Genomic DNA, 22,406 nt, shown 5'->3' on the forward strand with positions numbered 1-22,406 from the left:
CGAGGTCGAGCGTCAGGACAGGGTGAAGGCCGGATTCGGCTGGACCGACAGGCTGTTGACCGTGCAGTTACCGGACATCGGCTGGTTGGTCGACGTCAGAGTGTTGGTCATGTTGTCGAACGAACCGGCCAGGGTGGCCGGTCCGCAGTTGTACCCGACCAGCGAGAAGCCCACGTTGGACACTTCGCCGGTGGTGGCGCTGGTGGGGGTGAGTGTCCAGGGCAGGTTCTTGAGCTGCGGCAGGTTGCACAGACGATTGGAACCGCTGATCTTGGCGTCGGTGATCGATGCCGAGGAGCCGTCGGCGCTGGTGGTACCGATGAGGTTGATGGAGCAACTCACCGGAACTCCGAACGAGGCCGGTGTGCTCACGACGATTGTTCCGGGTGCAGTGAAGGCGGTGCCGGCAGGCGAGATGGTGGCGGCACCGGCGCTGGCGGCACCGACCGTCGCTCCGGTGATGGCAACGGCGGCGAATACGGCGGCGAGTGTACGAGAGCGGGTCGGCGGGTTGAGCGTCATCGATCGATCCTCCAAGTCCAGAAGCGGCTCCGGAGCCCTCTCGGGGCGGCCGGTGGCACCGGAGCTCCGGTAGCCAGGAGGGACGTTAGGGCGACGAAACGTATGTCGGAATTGTTTCATTTCAACTCTGTGACAAGTCACAATACGGTCGGTACGTTTGTTGTACGCCATAGTAATGAAACTGGGTTCGAACTTCGAAAGTCCACTCCGTCATGGGTTTTCGGCCCGGTTTCCTGTCGTTGACGAGTCCGGGGCGGCATGACCACCGGGCGCAGCGTCCGTTATCGGAACGTTATGCAAAGTTACCCAAACGAGATAGTCGCGACGTCGTCCACGACACCTCCGTCATCCACGATCGTGAGAGCGAAAAGAAACTGATGAAAGTCAGGTTTGAAACACGGATCCACCCCCGCCGGACGGGGGTCGATTTTTCGTGTCAAACTGTGCTGTGACGTTCGCGCTGGCCGAAGCAGGATCCGCAGTCGACACGGACACGGGAGAGTTGACGGTGCAGCCGTATTTCGCCCCGGTCTGTCGGCTGGACAACGGCGCGCTCGCAGCGATCGAAGTGCAGCTGCGTGGGCCCGAGAACGGTCCACTTGCCTCCGCCGAGGCACTCAAGCGCGCTGCCAGGGCCATGGATGCCAAGCGTGAGCTCGACGCCCTGGCCTGGGGGGTCGCTCGACTCGAGCAGTCGGTGCGACTTCCGATGCTCGTCTCGATGGATGTCGATTCGCTCGCCGCCATCGACTCCGCCACCGAGGAGCAACTCCGCCGCGACATCGTCGTCGTCACCGAAGCGGCGCTCGTGGACAGCCCGGCTCGTACTCTCGCGGCAATCGACAAGGCCCGGCGCGACGGCAAGGTCGTCGCCGTCGACGATGTCGGTCGTCGGCCACAGTCGATGACGCTCCTGCCGCTCATCGAACCGGACGTGATCATCCTCGCGGGAACGATGGTGTCCACACGTCCCGACCTGTCCACCGCGCGAACCGCCCACGCCGTGTCTGCTCAGGTGGAACGAACGGGAGCGGTTGTCGTCGCCAGCGGCGTCGATACGGCGCTGCATCGGAGCCGCGCACTCGGACTCGGTGCGACGTACGGGGTGGGCGAGCTGTACCCGGCCGCGCAGTCGACCGAAGAGCTTCCGGCCGACGCCGCCGAGGTGATGCCTCCGTTCCCGACGTGGAGCACTCCGGCGACAGCGTTGGAATCGCCGTACGCCATCGCATCCGCAGGAAAGAACGCCACGCGAAGCACCAAGCGCCTGTTGGTCGCGATGAGCACGTCGCTCGAGATGCAGGCTGCGTCCGCTGGACCGGAAACGTTGGTACTCGGCACTTTTCAGAGGGCCGAACACTTCACCCCCACCAGCCGTGCACGCTGGGTGTCGATGGCCGAGCAGATCTCGTATGCCGGCGTCTACGGGGTGGGGATGGGATACGTGCAAGAGGGTGGCATCGTGCATGCACCTCTCGATCCGACGGACTCGCTCGTCGAGGAGTGGAACGTGGTGGTGCTCGGACCACACTTCTGCGGAGTGCTCGCTGCAATCGACCTGCACCGTGGTGAAGCCGACGCAGACCGTGAATTCGACTACGTGATGTCGTACGACCGAGCGACCGTAGTCCGTTGTGCGCGTGCGATTCTCGCGCGTTTCTGACATACCCGTGATGGCGGTGCCGGAAGGGATGTTTCGGGCAGCCACGGCAGGGCATACCGGTCAGCAGGTGATGAAGTAGTCCGGACTGCCGCATTGCTCAGGCCCCGTACGTTGAAAAAAGCAGCGTACGGGGTCGACTCAGCTACGACCGTTCTGTCGAGGCCCTGTCCACCAATTCCTGCGCGATATCGCGAAGCTTGCGATTGCTGTCCTGCGACTTGTCGACCAGCATCGAAAATGCCGCATCGGCAGAAATGCGATGCATCGCCATCAGCATTCCTTTTGCCTGTTCGATGGGTGCCCGCTGCGAGAGTGCCCTCTGAACATCGTTCGGCAGCCCGAAGTGGGTTGCGTGCGCTGCGGTCATGGAAGCATTGTTGCGCAACTTGCTGCGACGCAGGTCAGGGACGAGAAGACACACCGAATTCGCGTCGAACAGAGCTGTTGGCGTTACCGAGTTCGTAGCTTTTCGTGACCGCAGTGTTATCGACCGATTGGGTGATCAGGCGGCAGGGTTGGACAGCGGTCGACCGATCAAGAACTCGAGAGTGCGGTACGCGTCGGTCCGGCGACCGTTGCTCGCATTGTCGTGGTACGCGGCCCCGGCGACGACAACGCCGACCGGAATGCGACCCGACTCGATATCTCGCGCCGTTTGCTCGGCGCAGTTACGCAACACCGGGCAATCGGCGCACAGTCGCCACGCCTTTTCTGCGCGTTTGCGTCCGTGGCGGGGAAGTTGCTGCGAGTCGTAGGCATCCATGTCGTCGATGCACGCACCCTTGAGGCGCCAGACCTGGTCATCTGTCATCGTGGTGATCCGTTTCGCGTCGTGCCGATCGTTCCACGACCCACATTCCCCACCTCGGGTAACTCGAAACACTCAAATGCCTTGCGCCGCCCTCAGGCCCGCAGGGTCACGCAGTACGACGAGCGGCCAGCCGAGATGCGGCGGCCGCTGCCGCGATGGTCACCAGGGCTCCGAGCACGATGGCCGGGCCCTCACCGGGAGCCAGGACGCCGCTTTCCGCTCCGAGTGTCACTGCCGAAACAGGAACGCCGAGTTGGGCTGCCGCGAGTATCCCCAGTCCGGCAGGTTGGCCGGTCAGGCGCATGGCAACGTGCACTGCCACGGCACCGCCTCCCAATGCGAGCCCCAGCACGATCATGCCCGGATGACTGCCCAGGGCACGCAGATCGAGGGATGCTCCGAGCCAGACGAAATACAGTGGCCCCAGAAAACCTTCGGTGATGGCGAACAGTTGTTTCGTCAGACGTCTCGGTTCTCCGATTGCAGCGACGGCCAGACCGAAACAGAAGCCGGCGAGCATCACCGACGTGTGAGTGTGGACCGCAAGGGCCGCCAGGCCGAACAACAGAACCAGGTTGAGGCGCAATTCGAGCGCGAGCTTGCGCTGGGCAGAGACGTGTTGGATTCGGCGGCGCAGTCCCGTGATGTCGAAGTGGCGCAGGACAACGAAGATCAGGCAGGCAGCTGCGATGACCGCCGCCGATCCGAGCGCGGCGGGAACGGCGAGCGGTGGATCGATCACGAGGGGCAGCGCGACGATGCAGACTGCGTCGGCAAGCGCGATCTGAGGCAGAAGGGACATCAGCCCGGGTGTGGCCGTCTTGCTGGACTCGACGATCGGCATGATGACCGCGGCCGAGGACGATGCCATCAGTACCGCGTAGAGACCCAGGTGTGGTGGATCGAATGCGGCGGAGACGGCCCAGCCGAGTGCGGTGGCCAGCAGCCCGACGGCCACAGCCCGCGCAGCGCCTACCCGGAGGCCGACCCGTAGTCGCGGGTCGCGAATGGGAACGTGGCTGCCGGCCACGAACATGACGAGCGCAAACCCCACCTGCGCCAGGAAACTGAGTGTCTGTTCACTCGGATCGATGACGCCGAAGCCCGTGTGGCCGATGGCAATTCCGGCCGCGAGTTCTCCGATGACGACGGGTATCCGAAGCCCGCGCGGCAGCGCCAGTAGTGGGCCGAACAATCCCACCGCGGCACACAGGGCAAGCGTCTCGAAGGTCATGCGACCGCGCCGACGTCAGGCTGGGGTCTGGGTGGACGATCGACACCACTAGCGCGAAGGATGGTCACGAGCCTGCAAGAAGTGTTGCCAGTCCCTGTCCCAGTGCCGCATACGGGAACGGTCACCGGCACGCGTGATGAGAAAGACGAGGCCGCCGATGACGACGGCACCGAGAAACCAGACGAACACGGCCGTGGCGGCACCGATTACGACGGCCCCGGCCGCTGTGCCGGGGGCACGCACGAGATCCCCGTTTGCATCAAGCCAGATCGGAGTCGTGTCACCGAGTCGTACGGCCGAGGGCACGTCGGTCGAGCCCGAGCGCAGGGAGCCATCCGGCGCGCTCCACTGGACGGTTGCGGTACCGGCCACAGTGGTGACGCCGTCGGTATCGGACCGAGCGGACTTCATGGCGTCGATGACATGGGCATCGACTCGAACATTCTGGGCGCGTTGCTGTTGCGACCGCAGCGACAGGGCGCTGTAGGTCACCGAACCGACTGTCGCTGTCACGGGAATGAGCAACAGGAGTATTGCGACCCCGACGGACACCGCCGTCCGTTCGATCCTGTCGGAAAGCCGCAACAGCGGACTGGAGATCCACGGACTTCTCCGCCACCACCGGTGCACGAGTTCTGCGATCATGTCCGCCACCTAGTCCGGCCCGATGTGTATCTCGACGACTATGAGTCTGCGACTCGGAGCGGCGGCCGCGCAAGAGCACAAGGTCCCGATCCGTCGTGGGCTGTGGACTGCGAGTATGCGGAAGCAGAGACCGCGACCGGCGGGGTTGTGCCTGTGCCGGGACGGTGTGCCGACGGGCAAACGTGCGTATGTATCTCCGCGGCCAGCTGCGCCACCGATTCGGTGAGGACGGTATTTGCCTCGATCATGTCCTGCAGGAGGGCGGTGTTCGAAAGTGTGTGTACCGCAACCTCACTGCTCACCGAATCCGCGCGTTTCGCCGAGATCAACAGGATTGCGCCCTGAAGTCCTGCGATCATCGAGAGGAACAGGTTGAGCAGGATGAAGGGGTACGGGTCGAATCCGTCGTTCTGGTTGTAGGCGGCCCACAGCGCCATCACACCGAGAAACAGGAAGACGAAGGGCCAGGAGCCCATTCCGTTCCGAACGTAGTCCGCTGCTCGTTCGCCGGTGGTCAGTGCGTCACCGGTTCGGACTCCCGGGTGTCTTCTCCACAGGTTCATTGCTCGCAGGTCTTCGATCGAGAGTGTGCCGCACTGTCCATGGTGCCGAGTGTGGTCCAGGTCGTCGACGAGTACCAGAGGCGAAAGCCTCTGCTCCCTGGGTCTTTCGGCTAGCGAAGGCTCCCATAGAGGTATCCGGAGCCGGTGATTCGCGCGAGTCGGCGACCGGGCGACGGGACGACGGTGACCGGACAATGCGCGCGTGCCAGCAACGACCGGCTGGTCGACCCGAGCATCATCTCGGCGTAGCCGCCGCGGCCGTGACTACCCACGACAACCAGTTGAGCGCCCTGCGCGTGATCGAGCAGTGCATGCACCGGGCGGTCTTTGACCACCACGGTTCTCACCTGCACCGTCGGATATCGACGGGTGTGTGGCTCGAGCATTCGGGCCAGTTGGCCGTCGGCAGCAGGCCGATTTTCCGGCCATTCCAATCCTCGAATCGGAAACCCGACCGACAGATCCGCGTCGGACCAGCTGTGCACCGCCGTGAGCGGAGCCGACCGCGCTGAGGCCTCATCGAATGCCAGCGCCACCGCGGCCGCGCTCGCCTTCGTTCCGTCCACGCCGACGACCACCGGGTGTGTCGCGTCCACGCCGTCGCCCGACCAGCCACGCACGACCGTGACAGCGCATCGAGCATGGGTGGTGACGGCAAAACCGATGGACCCGAGTGATCGTTGTTCGGCCCCGCCGATGCCCCGGGTGGCGATGACCACCATGCGGGCGGTAGCCGACAGATCGAGAAGCGTGGCAACTGCAGGATTCTCGGACGAGACGGTGTCGACGCTTACCGTCGTGCTCTCGCGAGTCGCGAGTTCCACGGCCTCGTCCAGAATACTCCTGATCTCCGATCTCGATTGCTGCACAACGGGTTCGGGCAGAATTCCTACCCCTGTCAGAGCCTTTGGCAGCGAAATCGCCGAGACCAGTAGCACGTCGGACAGGTGTAACCGTGCGTCGAGCACAGCCCAGCGCACTGCATCCAGGGCTGCAGCTGATCCGTCGACTCCGACGACGGTCGGGAATGAACCCATCGAGTGACCTCCTCGGTCGTGGTGTCGGAACAACCATCAGACGCCCCGCGCACCCTCAGGCGCCGCAGGAGAACAACACCGACACAGAGGACTTTGGTCCATTGTTTCGGTGACGAAAGGTCCGGTTGCCCTTGCGCGCGACCCGTAGGCTCGGAGGTCGAGGCGTCCATTGTGGACGCAGTTGAGAGGTGCCGCGGTGGTCACGGTGTTCTTGGTAGACGATCACGAGATCGTGCGACGCGGTCTGATCGACCTGATCGATTCCGATCCCGACCTCGAGGTCATCGGTGAGGCGGGCAGTTGCGCTCAGGCCCTGGCTCGTATTCCGGCCCTGCAGCCGGACGTTGCCGTGCTCGACGTGCGACTGCCCGACGGCAACGGCATCGAACTGTGCCGCGAACTTCTCGATCGTCTGCCGAACCTCAAGACCATGATGCTCACCTCGTTCACCGAGGACCAAGCCATGCTCGACGCGATACTCGCGGGTGCGAGCGGCTACGTCGTCAAGGACATCACCGGCATGGAACTGACCCGAGCGATCAAGGACGTCGGTTCCGGTCGGTCGCTGCTCGACAATCGCGCGGCAGCGGCCCTGATGGACAAACTGCGGGCCGGAACGGCCACCCCAGGTCCGGTCGACCATCTGACCAGCCAGGAACGAACACTCCTGGACCTCCTGGGAGAAGGCCTCACCAACAGGCAGATCGCCGCCCGAATGTTCCTGGCGGAGAAGACGGTGAAGAACTACGTCTCGCGGCTGCTCGCCAAACTCGGGATGGAGCGACGCACCCAGGCTGCGGTGTACGCGTCCAAACTTGCCGATGTAGCTCCGGTGACCGGCCAACCGGGGTCGCGAGATGGATGACCGCCACGGCAATGCCGGATCCTCGTTGCCGCAGTTGCGACTCGGGGAACTGCTCGCCGAGGTGCAGGACCGGATCGGCCGGATCGCCGATGCCCGAGTTCAAGCCGACGGACTGCTCGACGCCATGCTCGTCATCACCTCCGGCCTCGATCTGGAGGTGACGTTGCGCTCGATCGTGGAATCGGCTGTCGAACTCGTCGACGCTCGATACGGCGCCCTCGGTGTACGGGGCGAAGGCCACGGGTTGAGTGCGTTCATCAACCACGGTATGGACGAGGACACCCGCGTCGCGATCGGCCCGCTCCCCACCGGCCGCGGGGTGCTGGGACTGCTCGTCGACCGGCCGAACGTGTTGCGCCTGGACGATCTCAGTGCGCACCCGGAGTCGGTGGGATTCCCGCCGAACCATCCTCCGATGAAAACCTTTCTCGGCGTGCCGATTCGGGTTCGTGACGAGATATTCGGCAATCTCTATCTCACCGAGAAGAAGGACGGCAAGCAGTTCACCGAGGACGACGAGGTCGTCACCAAGGCGTTGGCGTCCGCCGCCGGCATCGCCATCGAGAATTCCCGGCTGTACGAGGACTCACGCACACGCCAGGCATGGATGGAAGCAACTCGGGACATCGGCACCGAACTCCTCGCCGGGACCGATCTCGACGAAGTGTTGCAGATGGTGTCTCGAAAGGCTTTGCACCTGACCGGTTCCGATGCGGCGTTCATTGCGGTTCCCGAGGACACCGACCAACCGTTCGAGGATGTCACCGAACTCGTCGTGACGGTCAGCGAAGGAGCCGGAGCGGATCGAATGGTGGGTGCTGTCATTCCGATCGAGGGGTCGAGTACGGGAGTGGCGTTTCGACGCAGAACAGCATTGAGAAAGGGACGCCTCGAATACGAGGTGAGCGGTGTGGACGCTGTCTTCGGTCCCGCACTGATTTCACCGTTTCGCGTGTCCGACGGAGTCAGCGGCGTTCTGGTGGTGCTCCGCAAGGAAGGCAAAGGTCTGTTCGACGATACCCAGCTCGACATGGTCTCGAACTTCGCGAACCAGGCCGCGTTGGTGATGCAGATGGCCGACGCCACCCGTCGGATGCACGAACTCGAAGTGCTGTCCGACCGTGACCGCATCGCCCGCGACCTGCACGACCACGTGATTCAACGAATCTTCGCTGCCGGCTTGGCTTTACAGAGCACCCTGCAGCGCGCCGAATCCGAGGACATCAGGCAGCGATTGTCGCGAACGATCGACGATCTGCAGGACACGGTGCAGGACATCCGCACGACGATCTTCGACTTGCAGAGCACATCACACTCGGCAACACGGTTGCGGCAGCGTATAAACAGCGCGGTCCTCGAACTCACCGAGAACGTCGATATCCGTGCCGTCGTGCGGATGTTCGGGCCACTGTCGGTCATCGACACCAAGCTCGCCGATCATGCCGTTGCCGTCGTCCGTGAGACGGTGAGCAACGTGGTCCATCATGCGCACTGCGACACGGTGACAGTCACCCTGTCGGTCGGGGACGACTTGCATATCGTCGTGTCGGACAACGGCATCGGAATGCCCGAGGACACCACCTCGAGTGGGCTGTCCAACCTCGGGGCGCGGGCCGTCGAATGCGGTGGATCGATGACGATAGGCCCAGGGGCTTCGGGCCGAGGCACCGAAGTGAGCTGGTCGGTGCCGCTGCCCTGACGGGTGCAGCCGTTCGTCACCTCTTTCGATGACCTCCCACCGCTGTGTCGAGTGGGTGTGCGCTCGTAGCGTTCTCGATGAAGGTACCGAAACTAGCGGCGCACCACCGAGAGGAACCCCTGAGGTAGTCGCCGCCGCCCAGTAGCGTAGGTCCGCGTCGAGTTCGTAGGAGCTGTAGGTGGTTTCGGTGGCGGGCGCGCTCATCGGTTCGTGGGTACGACGACGACGGGAACATCGACCGAATGCAGCACCGCGCGCGAGGTCGATCCGAGCAGCATCGAGGCGAATCCGCCCCGGCCACGGCTACCGACCACGATCAGCTGCGCATTCTCGGACGCGCGGACCAGTTCGCGAACGGGCCTGTCTCGAACCACCACGCGGTGGATGGTGACGTCGGGGTAGTCCACCGACCACCCGGCCAGGCTTTCGGCCAGTGATGTCTTCTCCGCGAGTTCGGAATCGGCCCATGGCCCCTCCTCGTCGCGCGTCAGAACACTCCCGAGCTCGAGATCGCTCCAGGCATGCACGGCAACGAGGTCGACGCCTCGCATCGACGCTTCCCGCAACGCGAACCCGATGGCGGGCTGGCTGTTGGACGTGCAATCCACACCCACGACGACCGGGCCGTCGCTGACGATGTTCGACTTGATCACTGCAACGGGGCATGCCGCGTGCGACACGACGGCGGTACCGACCGACCCGATCAGGCCACCGGTGAACTCGCCGAGTCCCCTCGAACCGACGACGATCAGCGTCGGCGCGACGTCGAAGTGCGTCAGATTACCTGCAGCCGAGCCATGTTCGAGACGAGTGTCGAGAATCAGCGAATTGCCTGCCGCGGTCTTGTGCGCAACGTCGACCGCGGCGGTCAGTACCCGCTTGGCCTCGACATCCGGATCTGCGAACGCGCCGATGCGGAGGCTGATGGCATCGCCGTAGGTTCCCGGTGCGAACAGTGACGACGTGACCAACTCGAGCGGGGCGTGGCGTCGAACCGCCTCGCGTGTTGCCCAGCGGACCGCGTCGAGCGATGTGGCAGATCCGTCGACTCCGACGACGACTCGGCTCGATGCATTCATGATGTGTTCCCGTCCGTTGACTGTCGTGTGCCGATACGCCTCGAGCATGGCTGGATCGGACCCATCGCAGCCAGAGGCGGAGGTCCCTCCGATGGCAGCGGAAGTCCCTGCCTTCGGCGGGCGTGGCCGCGAGTACGCTCGACACTCGGGGAATCCATCTCCGCAGGTCGGTTCGAGGGAGCACGTTCAGATGGCACGTCCACGGGTTTTGGTGCTCGGCGGCGGATTCGGCGGACTTCACGCTGCGCGACGTCTGCGCAACGAGGACGTCGATGTCACCGTGCTCGAGCGGGGTACCTCCCACGTCTTTCAGCCGTTGCTCTACCAGTGCGCCACCGGTCTGGTGTCCGAGGGCTCGATCGCCAGCCCACTACGTCACCTGCTGCGCAAACAGAAGAACGTGTATGTGGCACTGGGTGAAGCGACGTCCGTTACCGCCGTCGGCGACGGCGGAGTGGTGACGGCCAGTCGATTCGACGGGTCGACCTTCGATCTGCCCTACGAATACCTCGTCGTCGCCGTCGGAATGCAGCAGGCCTATCACGGCCACGACGAATACGTGCAGTGGGCACCGGGCATGAAGACCCTGGACGACGCCCTCGCGATTCGCCGAAAGTTGATCTCCGCCTTCGAGATGGCCGAATCCCTGCCCACCGCCGAGGAGCGTCGGCCGTGGCTCACCTTCGCCGTCGCCGGGGGAGGCCCGACGGGCGTCGAACTTGCAGGCCAGATACGGGAACTCGCCAGCAGGGCGTTGGCGAAGGAGTTCGATTCGATTCACCCGTCGGAAGCTCGCGTGCTCCTCTTTCACGGCGGCGACCGCGTACTCGAATCGTTTCCCGACTCGTTGACGAAGAAGGCGCAGCGCACCCTCGACACCGTCGGAGTGGAAACCCATCTCGGGGTTCACGTCACTGATGTCACGGCCACCGACGTCGAAGTGACGGCCAAGGCCGAACCGAAGACGGTCACTCGCTACGACACGCACACAGTGCTGTGGACCGCAGGCGTGGAAGCTGTTCCGTTCGTGAAGCAACTCGCCGACGCGATGGGCGTGGAGCAGGACCGATCGGGACGTATCGCCGTGCAGCCCGACCTGTCGATCCCGGGACACCGCAACGTCTTCGTCGTCGGAGACATCATGTCGCTGAACAAGCTCGCCGGAGTGGCAGAAGTGGCGATGCAGGGCGGTAAAGCTGCGGGTGCGGCGATCGCGGCCGACGTATCCGGTGCTGCGCGTTCGGATTTCAAGTATCGAGACCTCGGTACCGCGGCCTACATCGCGCGCGGACACGCACTGGTGCAGGCCGGGCCGCTGAAGATGTCGGGATTCCTGGGCTGGGTATCGTGGGGCGTCATCCACATCGCGTTCTTGGCCGGCAACCGCAATCGCGTCGGGACGCTGATCAACTGGGCCGCAACCCTGGCCACCGGAACCCGACGCGAACGCGCCATCACCTACGGCGACCCGGCAACGGCGCGCAAGCCGTACAACTGACCTGAGCGTCCACTATTTGCACCCTCACACGGAATCCCGCTTTCGGGCGCGAATAGTGGACACTGACGTCAGTTGCTGCTGGCGTCGACCGGGTCAGCCGATGCCGGGGATGAAGCCGGGGTAGACGAAGTGCCCTGGGCCGCCGCCGGGGAGCAGGTGGCCCGTCGAACCCGGGTAGTCCATGTTCAACTGAATCAGCTTGTGCGGGTTGCCGTTCGAATCGGCCTGCCAGCATTCGAGCAGCACCCCGTGGAATCCGGTGCACACGATGCGGGTGCTGTTGCCGTAGGGCGAGGTCAGTCGATTCTCGCTGACGAAGGGATTCCAGTAGTCCGGGTCCTGAGGCGTGAGGAACACTCCGGCGACGTCCTGCGGAGCCGTCGGGCTCGGATACGGCGGCGGAGTGGGCCACTCGTCGGCGTTGGCGGTACCGACTCCGAGTGCGGCGGCACCTGCCACGACAGCAACCGTGACGGCGATACGACGAAACATGGGCGCACTCCTGACGTTGGGTTCGCGTTGAATAGACCACAGATGGCTGTCGATTGGGAAGCCCTCTAGATTGAACGCGTGATTGCAGCGGATCGCGTTTTGCCCGTAGTGGCCACGGCCATCGGCGGATTCGTGGCCGGATATTCGATTCGCGAATCGCTCGGCCAGGATGTGTTCCACATTGAGTCGACGGGGAAGTGGTACGGAGCGTTCGTCACCGCGCAGTGGGCAGGTTCTCTCACTGTTCTGACGGCGGTGCTCGTGCTCGTGATGGTCCATCGCCGTCGCCCCCGGATATCCGCTGCCTTAGCAACAGTTCTTGGCTTGCTGCTGGTGGCACTGCCGTCCTTCGTGCCGATCGCGGCCAATCAAGCGGTGACGACCAATGCGCTCGGTGCCGGCGCTCTGGTCGGCATCTGCGGATTCATCGCCGGTGGACGCAGGCTCCCGTCGGGCGGTATCGCTGGAGGACTGCTGGGCTCGATGTTGTTCTACAGCGCGATCTCCCAGCTACGCGGACCGCGAGAGGGTCGATGGATGGACGTACTGCCGGGACCGTATCTGGTGGGATCCACGGTCCCGCTACTCCTCCTTCTCGCAACCACTGTCGTGCTGCTCGTTGCCGTCCGGCGGGCATCCGTGGGCCGATTCGAAACCTCCGACGCAGTAGCCGCTCTCGTGCTGGGATTCGTCTGTCTGGTGGTCTACATCTATCTGGGCAATACGACGTCGACGGCGGCCACGTGGATGTTCGCCGTCGCCATCGTCGTCTTGGTGGCATACGGTGTCGCGTTCGACCTCGGTGGCCGCGACGGTCGATACATGATGTCGGGCTTGGCGATAGCGGCATCAGGAGTCAATGCGCTCGGGTGGGGCGATGCGTCGTGGTGGATATTCGTCGTGGCCGCGGTGTTGTTCGTCGGAGCGATGGGAGTGGGCCTGCGACGCGACCTCACCCTAGCCGCGTGTGGTCTGCTGGCCGTCGTGACGGCCGCCGGTCTACTGCCGATCGGAGACGACTCGATCAATGCCGTTGGGACTGTGTTCTATTGCGTGCTGCACCCCGTCGCTGTCGGATTGCTCATCGGATCGGCACGAGCGACGCGGGTAGTGGCGTCGACTATCGGTCCGCTCGTGCCGTTCGTGCTGACGCTGTTCTCGGTGTCGGCACCCGTGCCGCCGCGGGTGTTCGGTTGGGTGGACGGGACATCCGACGACTATGTGCCGCCCATTGTCTGGTTGAAATCGCCACTTCCCGTCGGCGTTGTCGTGGCGGTGATCGTCATCCTGGTGTGTCTCGTCCTCGGTTCGAGGGTCGAGCGCGAGCATCACGATCGCGTCTCGGATTCGTCCGGTCCATAACGCTCGGCACGTTTGCTCGAGGTAACGTCACCTCATCTTCGGCCGATGTAGAAACTCGACCGGTGTAACTCGACGAAAAGGTGAAACAGCGTGCCACGATCTCGACGACACGGCTTCCGGCGAATCGGTTCGGCTACGGCCGTCGCCCTCGCAGTGGCGATTCTTCCGACCGCGCTGATGACGCCCGTCGCGTCCGCGGACGAGTTGCCCGCTTCGACGACCCAGTCGAGCAACGGATCCCGGATCGAGTCGGTGAGCACTCTCGACAACCGCCAGGTGCAGTTGCAGGTGTTCTCCGCGTCGATGAACCGCACCATTCCCGTCACGGTGCAGCGGCCTGCCGACGAGAGCGTGTCGCGTCCGGTGCTGTACCTGCTCAACGGTGCAGGTGGCGGCGAGGATGCCGCTTCGTGGCAGTCGCAGACCGACGCCGAGGCTTTCCTCTCCGACAAGAACGCCTGGATCGTGACTCCGCAGAAGGGGAAGTGGTCGTACTACACCGATTGGCTGCAGGACGATCCGAAGCTCGGCAGCAACAAGTGGAGCACCTTCCTCGGTGAAGAGCTTCCCCCGCTGATCGATGCTCAGTTCGACACCAACGGTCGCCAGTCGCTCGCAGCGCTGTCCATGACGGGTACCTCGGTCCTCAATATCGCGATCAAGTACCCGGGCAAGTTCACCGGCGTCGCGGCATACAGCGGTTGCGCACAGACCTCGGACCCGATCGGACAGCAGTTCGTCAAGCTCGTCGTCGAGACGTACGGCGGCGGCAACGTCGAGAACATGTGGGGACCGCTCGACGGCCCCGTGTGGCGCGAGAACGACCCGCTGCTCAACGCAGAGAAGCTCCGCGGCACGCAGATCTACATGAGCACCGGCAGCGGCCTGCCCGGTATTCCGAACGACACCTATGCGAACCCGCGTTTGAACAACGACCCGGCGACTCTCGCCAACCAGGTCATCGTCGGCGGCGGTATCGAGGTGGCCACCAACTTCTGCACGTCGAACCTGGCGAAGCGTCTCGACCAGCTCGGAATTCCGGCCACCGTCGACTTCCGTCCGGTCGGCAACCACTCCTGGGGCTACTGGCAGGACGACCTGCACAAGTCCTGGCCGTTCCTGGCGGGATCGCTCGGTATCTGATCTCCGTAGAACACGTCAACGGCCCCTCGCGCATCATGTGCGAGGGGCCGTTGTTCGTTTGCCGGGTGTGTGGATCGAGGTGGGTAATCGAACGTATGATCGAACGATGGCACGGCGCGCGCAACCTCGACCGGCGTCCGCCGTGCGCCCCTTCAAGCTGCTCCGACCACCGCTGAAGGTATGGATCGACCTGAACATTCTCTACCCACTACCACCACACCACGCGTCGAAGTTCAACCCCGAAGGATTCGATGTTCGACGCGTGGTGCCGGGCGATCTGGTCGAATGGTCGATCACCGTGGACGGCGACTGGCTGGGCCGAGTCACGTACGAGCTGATGTCACGCGATCGCAGTGAAACTGTCACGCATTGGGTGCCCAGCCGGGCGCTCAAGCCGCTCTAGAGCCGCAAAAGCCCCGCCTCGAACACGAGGCGGGGCTTTCGTGCAATCACCTTCAGAAGCTGTGCTTGCGTGCCTTCTTGGCAAGCTTGCGAGTGGTGCGCTTCGACGGAACGAACAGGTGCGCGGCGCTGCGGCGGCGGTTACGGCGACGAATGAGCACGAACGCGACGGCTCCGGCTGCCGCTGCGATGGCGGCGATGACCGGAGTGCCGACCTTCGCGGCCTGGGCCACATCGTCGCTGTCGATGTTGCGAACCGTGTTCTTCACGTCGTCTGCGACGGCGGAGGCCTTGTCGGCTGCCTTGTCGGCGACCTGGGAGGCCTTCTCCTTCACGTCGTCGACATCGACGTTCTGAACCTTGTCCTTGACGGTGTTCTTGACATCCTCTGCCACGTCGGCGGCCTTGTCGGCCGCATCGGAGGCTGCGTGCTTGGCCTCCTTGGCGGCATCGGCAGCGGTGTCGGCAATGTTCTCGGCTGCGTCGGACACGGAGTCCGCGGCCTGGTGGGTGTTGGCCTTGGCCTGATCCGTTGCACCCTCGGCGCGGAGGCTGTCGTCACCGGTGGCCTCGCCGACCTTCTCCTTCGCAGTCCCGGCCAGTTCCTCTGCCTTGTGCTGAGCCTTGTCGATGAAGTCGGCCATCGGTGCGTACCTCTTTCGTGTAGGTCATCTCCGGCAAACCCGGAGTTGGGGGCGTCGCGGACGACGCCGATAGGTATGAGTCGAAATCGACGCTCCGAAACATACGTCCGACGGGGCGTGTTTCGGGTCACTATCGGCGGGCAGGCTCGAGGCCGACGTCGCCCCTATGTCCCGCGGGCATCTCGGGTAGCCGACAGACGCCTATGTCCTCGAGCGGAGCCAGTGCGTTCGGCGGGACGCGCGCGCTGTGCCCGACGCGTAGGCCATCGAGACCGAACGTCGGTCGAAGTCCAAACCGGAGCCGCGCGAGGTGAGCAAGATCAGGGCGATGACTCCTGCGACCCCGACCACCACAGGAGTCATCGGGCACTGGTCCCGAGTGCGATGGCGGCGCATCGGATGAGCCCACGGGTCGTTCCGCGAGCTCCACTTCTGACGGAGGGCATGTGATTCATGAGAGTTCCTGTCTTCGGGTGTTGTGAACGGTGCCATTGACATAGCCATTCGTCAATGGCACATTGTGTGATGTAGGTCGCGATTGTTTGCTCGATCGGTCTAATCGCGAAGGTGCTCGGGGAGACAGCGAGGCGTGACGTGACGACAAATGCAGGTCGATGGCCAGAGGTCGACAGTTCTGTCGACAACTTCATGGACGTCCTCATCATCGGTGCCGGCATATCGGGCGTCGGCGCCGCGTATCGACTGCAGCAGATGGCACCCGAGCTCAGCTACGCGATCCTCGAGGGTCGTGAGCGGGCAGGCGGTACCTGGGATCTGTTCCGATATCCCGGAATTCGTTCGGACAGCGACATCTTCACGTTCTCGTTCCCGCATACGCCGTGGCAGGGGGACACTCTGCTCGCTCATGGCGAGGACATCCGCAACTACATCGTCGATACCGCCTACGCCAACGGTATCGACGAGCACACACACTTCTCGACCATGGTCACGGCCGCGAACTGGGATTCGTCGACGGACCTGTGGACGGTCGACGCCCTGACGAACGGCGTTCCCACGACCTACCGCAGTCGATTCGTCTTCCTGTGCACCGGATACTTCGACTACTCGGGTGGGTACACCCCCGACCTTCCCGGGCTCGACGAGTTCACCGGGCAGGTGGTGCATCCCCAGCAATGGCCGGAAGGGCTCGACCACTCCGGCAAGAGGGTCGTCGTGATCGGGAGCGGTGCAACCGCAATCACATTGGTGCCTTCGCTCGCGGCCGACGCCGCGTCGGTGACGATGCTGCAGCGTTCACCGACCTATATCGCATCACTACCGATGACCGATCCGTTCACCACGATCACTCGGCGCGTACTGCCGGACGAGCTTGCGCACAGTGCGTTGCGATGGCGAAACGCACTGTTGATGGTCGGCTCGTATCAACTGTGCCGACGCGCACCGAAGACGGCCCGCAGGGTGTTCCGGGCGATGACGAAGGCGCAGCTACCGCGGGGATACGACGTCGACAAGCACTTCGACCCGACATATGCCCCGTGGGACCAGCGGTTGTCTGTCGTGCCGGACGGCGACCTCTTCAAGTCCATTCGCTCCGGCCGAGCGACCGTGGTGACCGACCGGATCGCCAGGGTGACCGCTGACGGCATCGCACTGGAATCGGGTGACGAGATCCCCGCCGACATCATCGTCACCGCAACGGGCTTGAAACTGCAGGCATTCGGCGGCATCGAGCTCTCTCTGGACGGAAAGCCGTTCGAGGCGCACGACAAGTTCGTCTACAAGGGCCACATGCTCGAAGACGTGCCCAACGTTGCCTGGTGCATCGGGTACACGAATGCATCGTGGACGCTCAAGGCCGACATGACGGCCAAGGCAGTGGCAAAACTGCTCGTGTACATGCGCTCTCACGGATATACCCATGCGATTCCGGACCGGGCAGGCAAGCCGGTGGAATCCCGGCCGGTCGTCGATCTCGCGTCGGGATACGTCACCCGCTCTCTCAACGAGCTACCGAAATCCGGGACCGAACGGCCCTGGTCGGTGCGGCAGAACTATATTCTCGACAGAATCGACGCGCGGTTCGACGACCTGACGGAATCGATGACGTTCGGGCGAACCGTGCCTGCGACGGTGGCCGATCCCGCATCGGTGGACGTTCGGACCGGGTAGACGAGAAGAGATTGGATCGCAATGACTTTCGAGATCGACGGTCCCGCACTGGCGCACACCATCCGCGGTGAGGGGCCCACTCTGGTGCTGATCCACGGCATCGTGCACCGGCAACACGCGTGGGACAGTGTCATCGAGACACTGGCGCGGCACCGGCGAGTGGTGACGGTGGATCTTCCCGGCCACGGCGATTCACCGGAACTCCCCACCGAGGCATTCGATCTCGGTCCATGGATCGTGGCCGAACTGGAGCGCTTTCTCGAGCACGTGGCCGTGGACGGCGAGAAGCCACACGTAGCCGGAAATTCGCTGGGTGGGTACTTTGCACTCGAACTGGCCGCCCGTGGGTCGGTTGCCTCGGCCACAGCGCTCTCGCCGGCCGGCTTCTTCCGCGGCCACTGGGATCAGACGCGGGCGCTGCTGGTGTTTCGTTTGCTGCGGGCCTTGTCTCGAATCATCAGCCCCATCGCGCCCGCAATCATGCGTTCGGTCGTCGGACGCACTGTCGCCAACGGTGTGTTCTACGCCAAGCCGTGGCGAGTTCCGGCGAAGACGGCCACGATCGACGCGCTCAGCATCACCACCAACCGCGCGATCGATGCGGCCGGAAATGCGGTGCCGCGGTTCAGTATTCCGGTCGACGAGACCGTTCCCGTCACCGTCGCGTGGGGGCGTCGTGACTTGGTTCTGCCGGTGTATCAGGCACCGCTGGTGCGTCGAACCTTTCCGCAGGCCGAAGTGACGACGTACCCGGGTCTCGGGCACGTGCCGATGTCGGACGATCCCGAGCTGGTTGCGTCGATTCTGCTGCGGGGATCACGAGCGGTATCGCAGTCGGCATGAGCGTGGCGGTCAAGGTCGACGGACGAAGCCACCGGTGGCGCGACCACAGAATCACCCGGCGGCGTGAATTGCTCGATCGCACCCTGGCAGCCATTCGTGAGCACGGACACGACGTGGGTATGGATGCCATCGCCTCGGCGAACGGTGTCTCGAAAACCGTTCTGTACAAACACTTCACCGACAAGAAGGGTCTCGCCGACGCTGCGATGGCTCGATACGTCGAGACTGCACTGGTGCCTCGGATCCAGGACGCGATCTCCGAGGACCTCGACGAGTACCAACTCACTCGCGCAGTGATCTGTGCCTACGTCACGACGGTGGCCACCGATCCCGATATCTACATCTACGTCCACGCCAACAGTGCAGTCAGCGGCAATCAGGACATCATCACTGCGGCGGAGGAGCTGATCGCAGACTTGCTGGCGACGGTCATCGCCGAGAGATTTCGAGAGCGCGATTTCTCCACGGCCGGCTCGATGCCCATCGCGTTCGCCATGATCGGTGCGGTCCGGTTGGCGTCACACTGGTGGATCTTCGATAGAACGATGACGGCCGACGAACTCGTCGACTACCTCACCATGATGGTCTGGGGCGGAATCGCGGGGATAGCGCGCGCCGCGGGATCGGCTGCGACTTTTGCCTCGAAGCCTCACTCGTTGACGCTCGACGGCTGAGCGCCCTCCTGAAGCATCAGCGTTCGAACACCGCGCGAACGCTCGTGGAATCGGGCACGGACTGGCAGGCCAATCGGACGCCGTGCTGGAGTTCGTGCTCGTCGAGAGTCTCGTTCGCGAGCATGGTCACGGTGCCCTCGGTGAGGGTATACGCGCAACCGCCGCAGGTTCCTTCGCGGCACACGTACGGCGGGTCGAGACCCAACTCGAGAAGTCGGTCGAGCAACTTGGTGTCCGCATTCCAGGCGAACTCGGTCTCCATTCCGTCGATTTCGACCTGAGCGGTGACGGAGTTCGCATCCGTCTCGTGAGGCGACGCAGTGTCGGCGGTGCGAAACGGGTTGGAGTCGAAGGAGGAGAACACCTCTCGATGTGTTCTGCGCGCCGTCGTGCCGGTGCGGGTGAGCCACTCCTCGGCGACGTTCATGTACTGCGCAGGGCCGCACAGGAAGGCCTCGCATTCGGCCGGAACTGTCGTATCCATCGAGGCCAGTCCGGCAGCGGTGGGTAGCCCCGAATCCGAGGTGTACCAGTGGTGCACCTCGAGACGATCGGGAAAGCGGGACTGTAGTTCGGTCAGTTGCTCCCCGAAGATCACCGAGTCGCGGTTCTGATTGGCGTAGACGAGGGTGATCCGATTGTCGTGCCGGAACAGGGCAGTTTTGATGATCGATATGATCGGGGTGATCCCGCTGCCGGCGGCCATGAGGACAAAATCCGCGTCCCAGCTCTCGGGTCCGAACAGGCCCGACGGCTTCAGTGCCCTGAGGCGCATCCCGCGAACAGCGTTGTTGTGCAACCAGTGTGATGCCAGCCCGCCCTGGATGCGCTTGACTGTCACGGTAGGAAGCTGGTCGCGGACCGGGGAACTGGAGAAGGAGTAGCAACGGGCTACCGAGCCACCGTCGGTGCACGGGATCTCCAAGGTGAGAAATTGCCCCGGCTCGTACCGAAACTGGTCTTCCCGGTGCTCGGGAACCGCGAAACCGAGAGAGATCGCATCCTCGTTTTCACAGGTCACCTCGGCGATCTCCAACTCGAAGATCCTGTCCTCGGAACCGATGGCAGACGGATCGAGGTCCGCCGATGGTCCGCTCCTGAACATCGTCACGTGTGCTCGCTCCCTTGCGCTTTCGGTGTCGGTCTTCACTGTTACATACTCCGCCACTAATTAATAGGCCATTGACAAATGGCGAATAGCGGGTGACAGTGATGACGTGACTCCGACCAACGACGCCGACCACCTGCCTCGCGGCGCATTCAGCGCCGGGTCTCGACGAACTCGTCTGGCTGCCTTGATGACTCGGCTGACTCTGCGTCCGATGACGAACCTGCTTCCGACGTCCCGCGGCGGCATCGAGTTCTCCCGACGCCTGGTCGCTACCTCGATGAACCTGTTCGGTCCGGTTCCGAAGGGAACGACGGTGGACCTCGTGGCGGAAGGCCCGGTTCGTGGCGAGTGGGTGCGTGCGCCCGGACTGACTCCGGAGCCGCGCGTGATTCTCTACATCCACGGCAGCGCATATGTCATCTGCTCGGCGCGTACGCATCGCGGTCTGACCGCAAGATTGTCCAGTTCCACGGGCCTGCCGGTGTTCACGGTGGACTACCGCCTGGCCCCCGAGCATCCCTTTCCTGCCGCGGCCGACGACCTCGAAGCCGCGTACCGCTGGCTACGGGGCCAGGGGTACGACGCAGCGAACATCGTCCTCGCCGGGGACTCCGCCGGCGGACACCTGGCTGCCGACCTGATCATCGAGAACGACCGAACCGGGACGCCACAACCCGGAGCTATGGTGCTGTTCTCGCCGTTGATCGACCTCGACTTCGAGCTCTCGGCGCGGATGGAGCGCACGCGCAAGGACCCGATGATTTCGGCGATGGCAGCGCGAGGACTCGTGGCGCTCTACACCGACGGCCACGATGCGAATCTCCCGCGTCTCCGGCTGGATCTCGCACTGGTGCGCGAACTGCCACCCACCCTGATCCAGGTGGGTGGAGCCGAGATGTTGCGGGGCGATGCGCGGCACCTGCACACCATGATCGACGCGGCCGGCGGACGAAGCGAACTCGAGATCTGGCCCGATCAGATGCACGTGTTCCAAGCTCTCCCGAGGTTGATACCCGAGGCCGAGCATGCGCTCGGGCATGCCGCCCAGTTCATCGCCCATGCGCTCGACAGTCAAGTTGTACAAAATGATTCGAAGGAACAGGTGAGCTGATGAGAACCAAGGCCGGAAAACCCTCGTACGGGTCGAGAGCGGTAGTGACCGGTGCAGGAAGCGGCATCGGCCGTGCGTTCGCACTCGAGCTGGCTCGGCGCGGAGGAGCCGTCATGTGCGCCGACATCTCGTTGCCGCCGGCGCAGGAGACCGTCGCGATGGTGAACGCACTCGGGGCCACCGGATATGCCGTCGAGTGCGATGTGTCGATCCGCGAGAACGTCGAGGAACTGGCGCTGCGTGCCGGCATCGAATTCGACGGACCCACCACGGTGCTCATCAACAACGCAGGCGTCGGCATCGGCGGAAAGGCCGTCGGAGACATCGGCTTCGAGGACTGGAACTGGGCACTGGGGATCAACCTGTGGGGCGTGATCCACGGCTGTGAGGCGTTCACTCCTGCGCTTCGAGCTGCAGGTGAGGGCGGAATCATCAACGTCGCCTCCGCTGCCGGCTTTGCTGCAGCACCGCTGATGGGTCCGTACAACGTCGGCAAGGCCGCAGTGATGAGCCTGTCGGAAACGATGGCGGCGGAACTGTCGGGTACCGGTGTGCGGGTGTCGGTTCTGTGCCCCACCTTCGTCAAGACCAACGTTGCCGTCGACGGCCGGATCACGGCGAGTTCGTCCCGGCTGGCCGAGTTCGCGATGCGCTGGACCGGACGCTCGCCGGACAAGATCGCCGCCCGAACGCTCGACGCCTTCGACCGGGGTCGGCTCTACGTCGTGCCCCAGTTCGACGCGAAAGCCGTCTGGCGATTCAAGAGACTGCTGCCCGCCGTGTATGTGCGTTTTCTCGGACTGCTCAATCGTGTGATGCCCGCCGAGCAGGAGCCGGCGAAGAACGAATCCCTCACCTCGACAACCTCAGGAGCCTGA

24 protein-coding genes are annotated in these 22,406 nt (G+C 63.8%); 12 read left to right on the forward strand and 12 right to left on the reverse strand.

What is annotated here, in order from left to right; translation table 11 throughout:
* Positions 1-12 precede the first annotated feature (12 nt).
* Complete coding sequence (gene praA / locus ACQR3T_RS16850) at positions 13-522, reverse strand: alkane oxidation protein activator PraA (RefSeq protein WP_032376162.1); 510 nt, start codon at positions 520-522, stop codon at positions 13-15.
* A 448-nt stretch (positions 523-970) separates the two neighbouring features.
* Here praA and ACQR3T_RS16855 point away from each other — a divergent pair, with 448 nt between their 5' ends.
* Positions 971-2,185, forward strand: coding sequence for an EAL domain-containing protein (locus tag ACQR3T_RS16855; RefSeq protein ID WP_428694228.1), 1,215 nt, complete (start codon positions 971-973; stop codon positions 2,183-2,185).
* Positions 2,186-2,327: 142 nt separating this feature from the next.
* On the opposite strand, the gene ACQR3T_RS16860 is transcribed toward ACQR3T_RS16855, so the two are convergent.
* The 6 genes from ACQR3T_RS16860 to ACQR3T_RS16885 form a co-directional block, all read right to left on the reverse strand.
* Complete coding sequence (locus ACQR3T_RS16860) at positions 2,328-2,552, reverse strand: ANTAR domain-containing protein (protein ID WP_428694229.1); 225 nt, start codon at positions 2,550-2,552, stop codon at positions 2,328-2,330.
* Positions 2,553-2,687: 135 nt separating this feature from the next.
* Positions 2,688-2,996, reverse strand: a complete 309-nt coding sequence (locus tag ACQR3T_RS16865; protein ID WP_032405493.1) for a WhiB family transcriptional regulator — start codon at positions 2,994-2,996, stop codon at positions 2,688-2,690.
* 106 nt (positions 2,997-3,102) lie between these two features.
* Positions 3,103-4,230 carry a cation:proton antiporter gene (locus ACQR3T_RS16870; protein WP_428694230.1) on the reverse strand — a complete coding sequence of 376 codons (1,128 nt, stop codon included), beginning with the start codon at positions 4,228-4,230 and terminating at the stop codon, positions 3,103-3,105.
* A 48-nt stretch (positions 4,231-4,278) separates the two neighbouring features.
* Positions 4,279-4,875 carry an Rv1733c family protein gene (locus tag ACQR3T_RS16875; RefSeq protein ID WP_428694231.1) on the reverse strand — a complete coding sequence of 199 codons (597 nt, stop codon included), beginning with the start codon at positions 4,873-4,875 and terminating at the stop codon, positions 4,279-4,281.
* A gap of 38 nt (positions 4,876-4,913) precedes the next feature.
* Positions 4,914-5,438 (reverse strand): DUF1003 domain-containing protein, encoded by a 525-nt coding sequence (locus ACQR3T_RS16880; RefSeq protein ID WP_230594428.1) that lies wholly within the window; start codon positions 5,436-5,438, stop codon positions 4,914-4,916.
* Positions 5,439-5,548: 110 nt separating this feature from the next.
* Complete coding sequence (locus ACQR3T_RS16885; protein ID WP_428694232.1) at positions 5,549-6,475, reverse strand: universal stress protein; 927 nt, start codon at positions 6,473-6,475, stop codon at positions 5,549-5,551.
* Between the two features lie 196 nt (positions 6,476-6,671).
* Between ACQR3T_RS16885 and ACQR3T_RS16890 the strand changes: the two genes are divergently transcribed.
* Both ACQR3T_RS16890 and ACQR3T_RS16895 read left to right on the forward strand, forming a co-directional pair.
* The gene (locus ACQR3T_RS16890; RefSeq protein WP_032376168.1) at positions 6,672-7,340 is read left to right on the forward strand and encodes a response regulator; all 669 of its coding nucleotides are present in this window, start codon (positions 6,672-6,674) and stop codon (positions 7,338-7,340) included.
* Complete coding sequence (locus ACQR3T_RS16895; protein WP_032376169.1) at positions 7,333-9,039, forward strand: sensor histidine kinase; 1,707 nt, start codon at positions 7,333-7,335, stop codon at positions 9,037-9,039. The genes ACQR3T_RS16890 and ACQR3T_RS16895 overlap by 8 nt, the downstream gene beginning before the upstream one ends.
* A 200-nt stretch (positions 9,040-9,239) precedes the next feature.
* On the opposite strand, the gene ACQR3T_RS16900 is transcribed toward ACQR3T_RS16895, so the two are convergent.
* Entirely contained in the window at positions 9,240-10,118 is an 879-nt protein-coding gene (locus ACQR3T_RS16900) for a universal stress protein (RefSeq protein WP_428694233.1), read from the reverse strand.
* 190 nt (positions 10,119-10,308) lie between these two features.
* Here ACQR3T_RS16900 and ACQR3T_RS16905 point away from each other — a divergent pair, with 190 nt between their 5' ends.
* Positions 10,309-11,616, forward strand: coding sequence for an NAD(P)/FAD-dependent oxidoreductase (locus ACQR3T_RS16905; RefSeq protein ID WP_032376170.1), 1,308 nt, complete (start codon positions 10,309-10,311; stop codon positions 11,614-11,616).
* Between the two features lie 93 nt (positions 11,617-11,709).
* Here the strand turns inward: ACQR3T_RS16905 and ACQR3T_RS16910 are convergent, their stop codons facing one another.
* Entirely contained in the window at positions 11,710-12,108 is a 399-nt protein-coding gene (locus ACQR3T_RS16910) for a hypothetical protein (RefSeq protein ID WP_032376171.1), read from the reverse strand.
* A gap of 78 nt (positions 12,109-12,186) precedes the next feature.
* On the opposite strand from ACQR3T_RS16910, the gene ACQR3T_RS16915 reads away from it, so the two are divergent.
* The 3 genes from ACQR3T_RS16915 to ACQR3T_RS16925 all read left to right on the forward strand — a co-directional run bounded on the left by ACQR3T_RS16915 (position 12,187) and on the right by ACQR3T_RS16925 (position 15,016).
* Entirely contained in the window at positions 12,187-13,470 is a 1,284-nt protein-coding gene (locus tag ACQR3T_RS16915) for a hypothetical protein (RefSeq protein WP_428694234.1), read from the forward strand.
* 177 nt (positions 13,471-13,647) lie between these two features.
* A complete protein-coding gene (locus ACQR3T_RS16920) occupies positions 13,648-14,613 on the forward strand; it encodes an alpha/beta hydrolase (protein ID WP_371828295.1) in 966 nt (321 codons plus the stop codon).
* Positions 14,614-14,719: 106 nt separating this feature from the next.
* Positions 14,720-15,016, forward strand: a complete 297-nt coding sequence (locus ACQR3T_RS16925) for a hypothetical protein (RefSeq protein WP_032376174.1) — start codon at positions 14,720-14,722, stop codon at positions 15,014-15,016.
* Positions 15,017-15,068: 52 nt separating this feature from the next.
* Here the strand turns inward: ACQR3T_RS16925 and ACQR3T_RS16930 are convergent, their stop codons facing one another.
* On the reverse strand, positions 15,069-15,659 hold the full coding sequence (locus tag ACQR3T_RS16930; RefSeq protein ID WP_428694235.1) for a CsbD family protein: 591 nt from the start codon (positions 15,657-15,659) through the stop codon (positions 15,069-15,071).
* A 201-nt stretch (positions 15,660-15,860) separates the two neighbouring features.
* The gene (locus tag ACQR3T_RS16935) at positions 15,861-16,022 is read right to left on the reverse strand and encodes a hypothetical protein (RefSeq protein WP_155292992.1); all 162 of its coding nucleotides are present in this window, start codon (positions 16,020-16,022) and stop codon (positions 15,861-15,863) included.
* 231 nt (positions 16,023-16,253) lie between these two features.
* On the opposite strand from ACQR3T_RS16935, the gene ACQR3T_RS16940 reads away from it, so the two are divergent.
* From ACQR3T_RS16940 to ACQR3T_RS16950, 3 genes are read left to right on the forward strand one after another with little or no spacing between them, the layout of a single operon-like run.
* Positions 16,254-17,789 carry a flavin-containing monooxygenase gene (locus tag ACQR3T_RS16940; protein WP_428694236.1) on the forward strand — a complete coding sequence of 512 codons (1,536 nt, stop codon included), beginning with the start codon at positions 16,254-16,256 and terminating at the stop codon, positions 17,787-17,789.
* A gap of 21 nt (positions 17,790-17,810) precedes the next feature.
* Positions 17,811-18,632 (forward strand): alpha/beta fold hydrolase, encoded by an 822-nt coding sequence (locus ACQR3T_RS16945; protein ID WP_032376176.1) that lies wholly within the window; start codon positions 17,811-17,813, stop codon positions 18,630-18,632.
* Positions 18,629-19,306 (forward strand): TetR/AcrR family transcriptional regulator, encoded by a 678-nt coding sequence (locus ACQR3T_RS16950; protein WP_428694237.1) that lies wholly within the window; start codon positions 18,629-18,631, stop codon positions 19,304-19,306. The genes ACQR3T_RS16945 and ACQR3T_RS16950 overlap by 4 nt, the downstream gene beginning before the upstream one ends.
* Before the next feature lie 16 nt (positions 19,307-19,322).
* On the opposite strand, the gene ACQR3T_RS16955 is transcribed toward ACQR3T_RS16950, so the two are convergent.
* The gene (locus tag ACQR3T_RS16955) at positions 19,323-20,411 is read right to left on the reverse strand and encodes a 2Fe-2S iron-sulfur cluster-binding protein (protein WP_428694409.1); all 1,089 of its coding nucleotides are present in this window, start codon (positions 20,409-20,411) and stop codon (positions 19,323-19,325) included.
* Between the two features lie 112 nt (positions 20,412-20,523).
* Here ACQR3T_RS16955 and ACQR3T_RS16960 point away from each other — a divergent pair, with 112 nt between their 5' ends.
* Both ACQR3T_RS16960 and ACQR3T_RS16965 read left to right on the forward strand, forming a co-directional pair.
* On the forward strand, positions 20,524-21,528 hold the full coding sequence (locus ACQR3T_RS16960; RefSeq protein ID WP_428694238.1) for an alpha/beta hydrolase: 1,005 nt from the start codon (positions 20,524-20,526) through the stop codon (positions 21,526-21,528).
* On the forward strand, positions 21,528-22,406 hold the full coding sequence (locus ACQR3T_RS16965) for an SDR family NAD(P)-dependent oxidoreductase (protein WP_428694239.1): 879 nt from the start codon (positions 21,528-21,530) through the stop codon (positions 22,404-22,406). Before ACQR3T_RS16960 ends, ACQR3T_RS16965 begins: the two co-directional genes overlap by 1 nt.

Origin of the sequence: Rhodococcus sp. IEGM1428, from assembly GCF_050321865.1 — a bacterium.
In the GTDB taxonomy this organism is placed as follows: domain Bacteria; phylum Actinomycetota; class Actinomycetes; order Mycobacteriales; family Mycobacteriaceae; genus Rhodococcoides.

Coding starts and splice junctions, on each gene's coding strand:
- ACQR3T_RS16925 (WP_032376174.1), top strand. CDS start 14,720: ATGGCACGGCGCGCGCAACCTCGACCGGCGTCCGCCGTGCGCCCCTTC.
- ACQR3T_RS16870 (WP_428694230.1), bottom strand. CDS start 4,230: ATGACCTTCGAGACGCTTGCCCTGTGTGCCGCGGTGGGATTGTTCGGC.
- ACQR3T_RS16895 (WP_032376169.1), top strand. CDS start 7,333: ATGGATGACCGCCACGGCAATGCCGGATCCTCGTTGCCGCAGTTGCGA.
- ACQR3T_RS16920 (WP_371828295.1), top strand. CDS start 13,648: ATGACGCCCGTCGCGTCCGCGGACGAGTTGCCCGCTTCGACGACCCAG.
- ACQR3T_RS16875 (WP_428694231.1), bottom strand. CDS start 4,875: ATGATCGCAGAACTCGTGCACCGGTGGTGGCGGAGAAGTCCGTGGATC.
- ACQR3T_RS16880 (WP_230594428.1), bottom strand. CDS start 5,438: ATGAACCTGTGGAGAAGACACCCGGGAGTCCGAACCGGTGACGCACTG.
- ACQR3T_RS16935 (WP_155292992.1), bottom strand. CDS start 16,022: ATGACTCCTGTGGTGGTCGGGGTCGCAGGAGTCATCGCCCTGATCTTG.
- ACQR3T_RS16910 (WP_032376171.1), bottom strand. CDS start 12,108: ATGTTTCGTCGTATCGCCGTCACGGTTGCTGTCGTGGCAGGTGCCGCC.
- ACQR3T_RS16950 (WP_428694237.1), top strand. CDS start 18,629: ATGAGCGTGGCGGTCAAGGTCGACGGACGAAGCCACCGGTGGCGCGAC.
- ACQR3T_RS16905 (WP_032376170.1), top strand. CDS start 10,309: ATGGCACGTCCACGGGTTTTGGTGCTCGGCGGCGGATTCGGCGGACTT.
- ACQR3T_RS16885 (WP_428694232.1), bottom strand. CDS start 6,475: ATGGGTTCATTCCCGACCGTCGTCGGAGTCGACGGATCAGCTGCAGCC.
- ACQR3T_RS16865 (WP_032405493.1), bottom strand. CDS start 2,996: ATGACAGATGACCAGGTCTGGCGCCTCAAGGGTGCGTGCATCGACGAC.
- ACQR3T_RS16945 (WP_032376176.1), top strand. CDS start 17,811: ATGACTTTCGAGATCGACGGTCCCGCACTGGCGCACACCATCCGCGGT.
- ACQR3T_RS16955 (WP_428694409.1), bottom strand. CDS start 20,411: ATGTTCAGGAGCGGACCATCGGCGGACCTCGATCCGTCTGCCATCGGT.
- ACQR3T_RS16930 (WP_428694235.1), bottom strand. CDS start 15,659: ATGGCCGACTTCATCGACAAGGCTCAGCACAAGGCAGAGGAACTGGCC.
- praA (WP_032376162.1), bottom strand. CDS start 522: ATGACGCTCAACCCGCCGACCCGCTCTCGTACACTCGCCGCCGTATTC.
- ACQR3T_RS16860 (WP_428694229.1), bottom strand. CDS start 2,552: ATGACCGCAGCGCACGCAACCCACTTCGGGCTGCCGAACGATGTTCAG.
- ACQR3T_RS16900 (WP_428694233.1), bottom strand. CDS start 10,118: ATGAATGCATCGAGCCGAGTCGTCGTCGGAGTCGACGGATCTGCCACA.
- ACQR3T_RS16965 (WP_428694239.1), top strand. CDS start 21,528: ATGAGAACCAAGGCCGGAAAACCCTCGTACGGGTCGAGAGCGGTAGTG.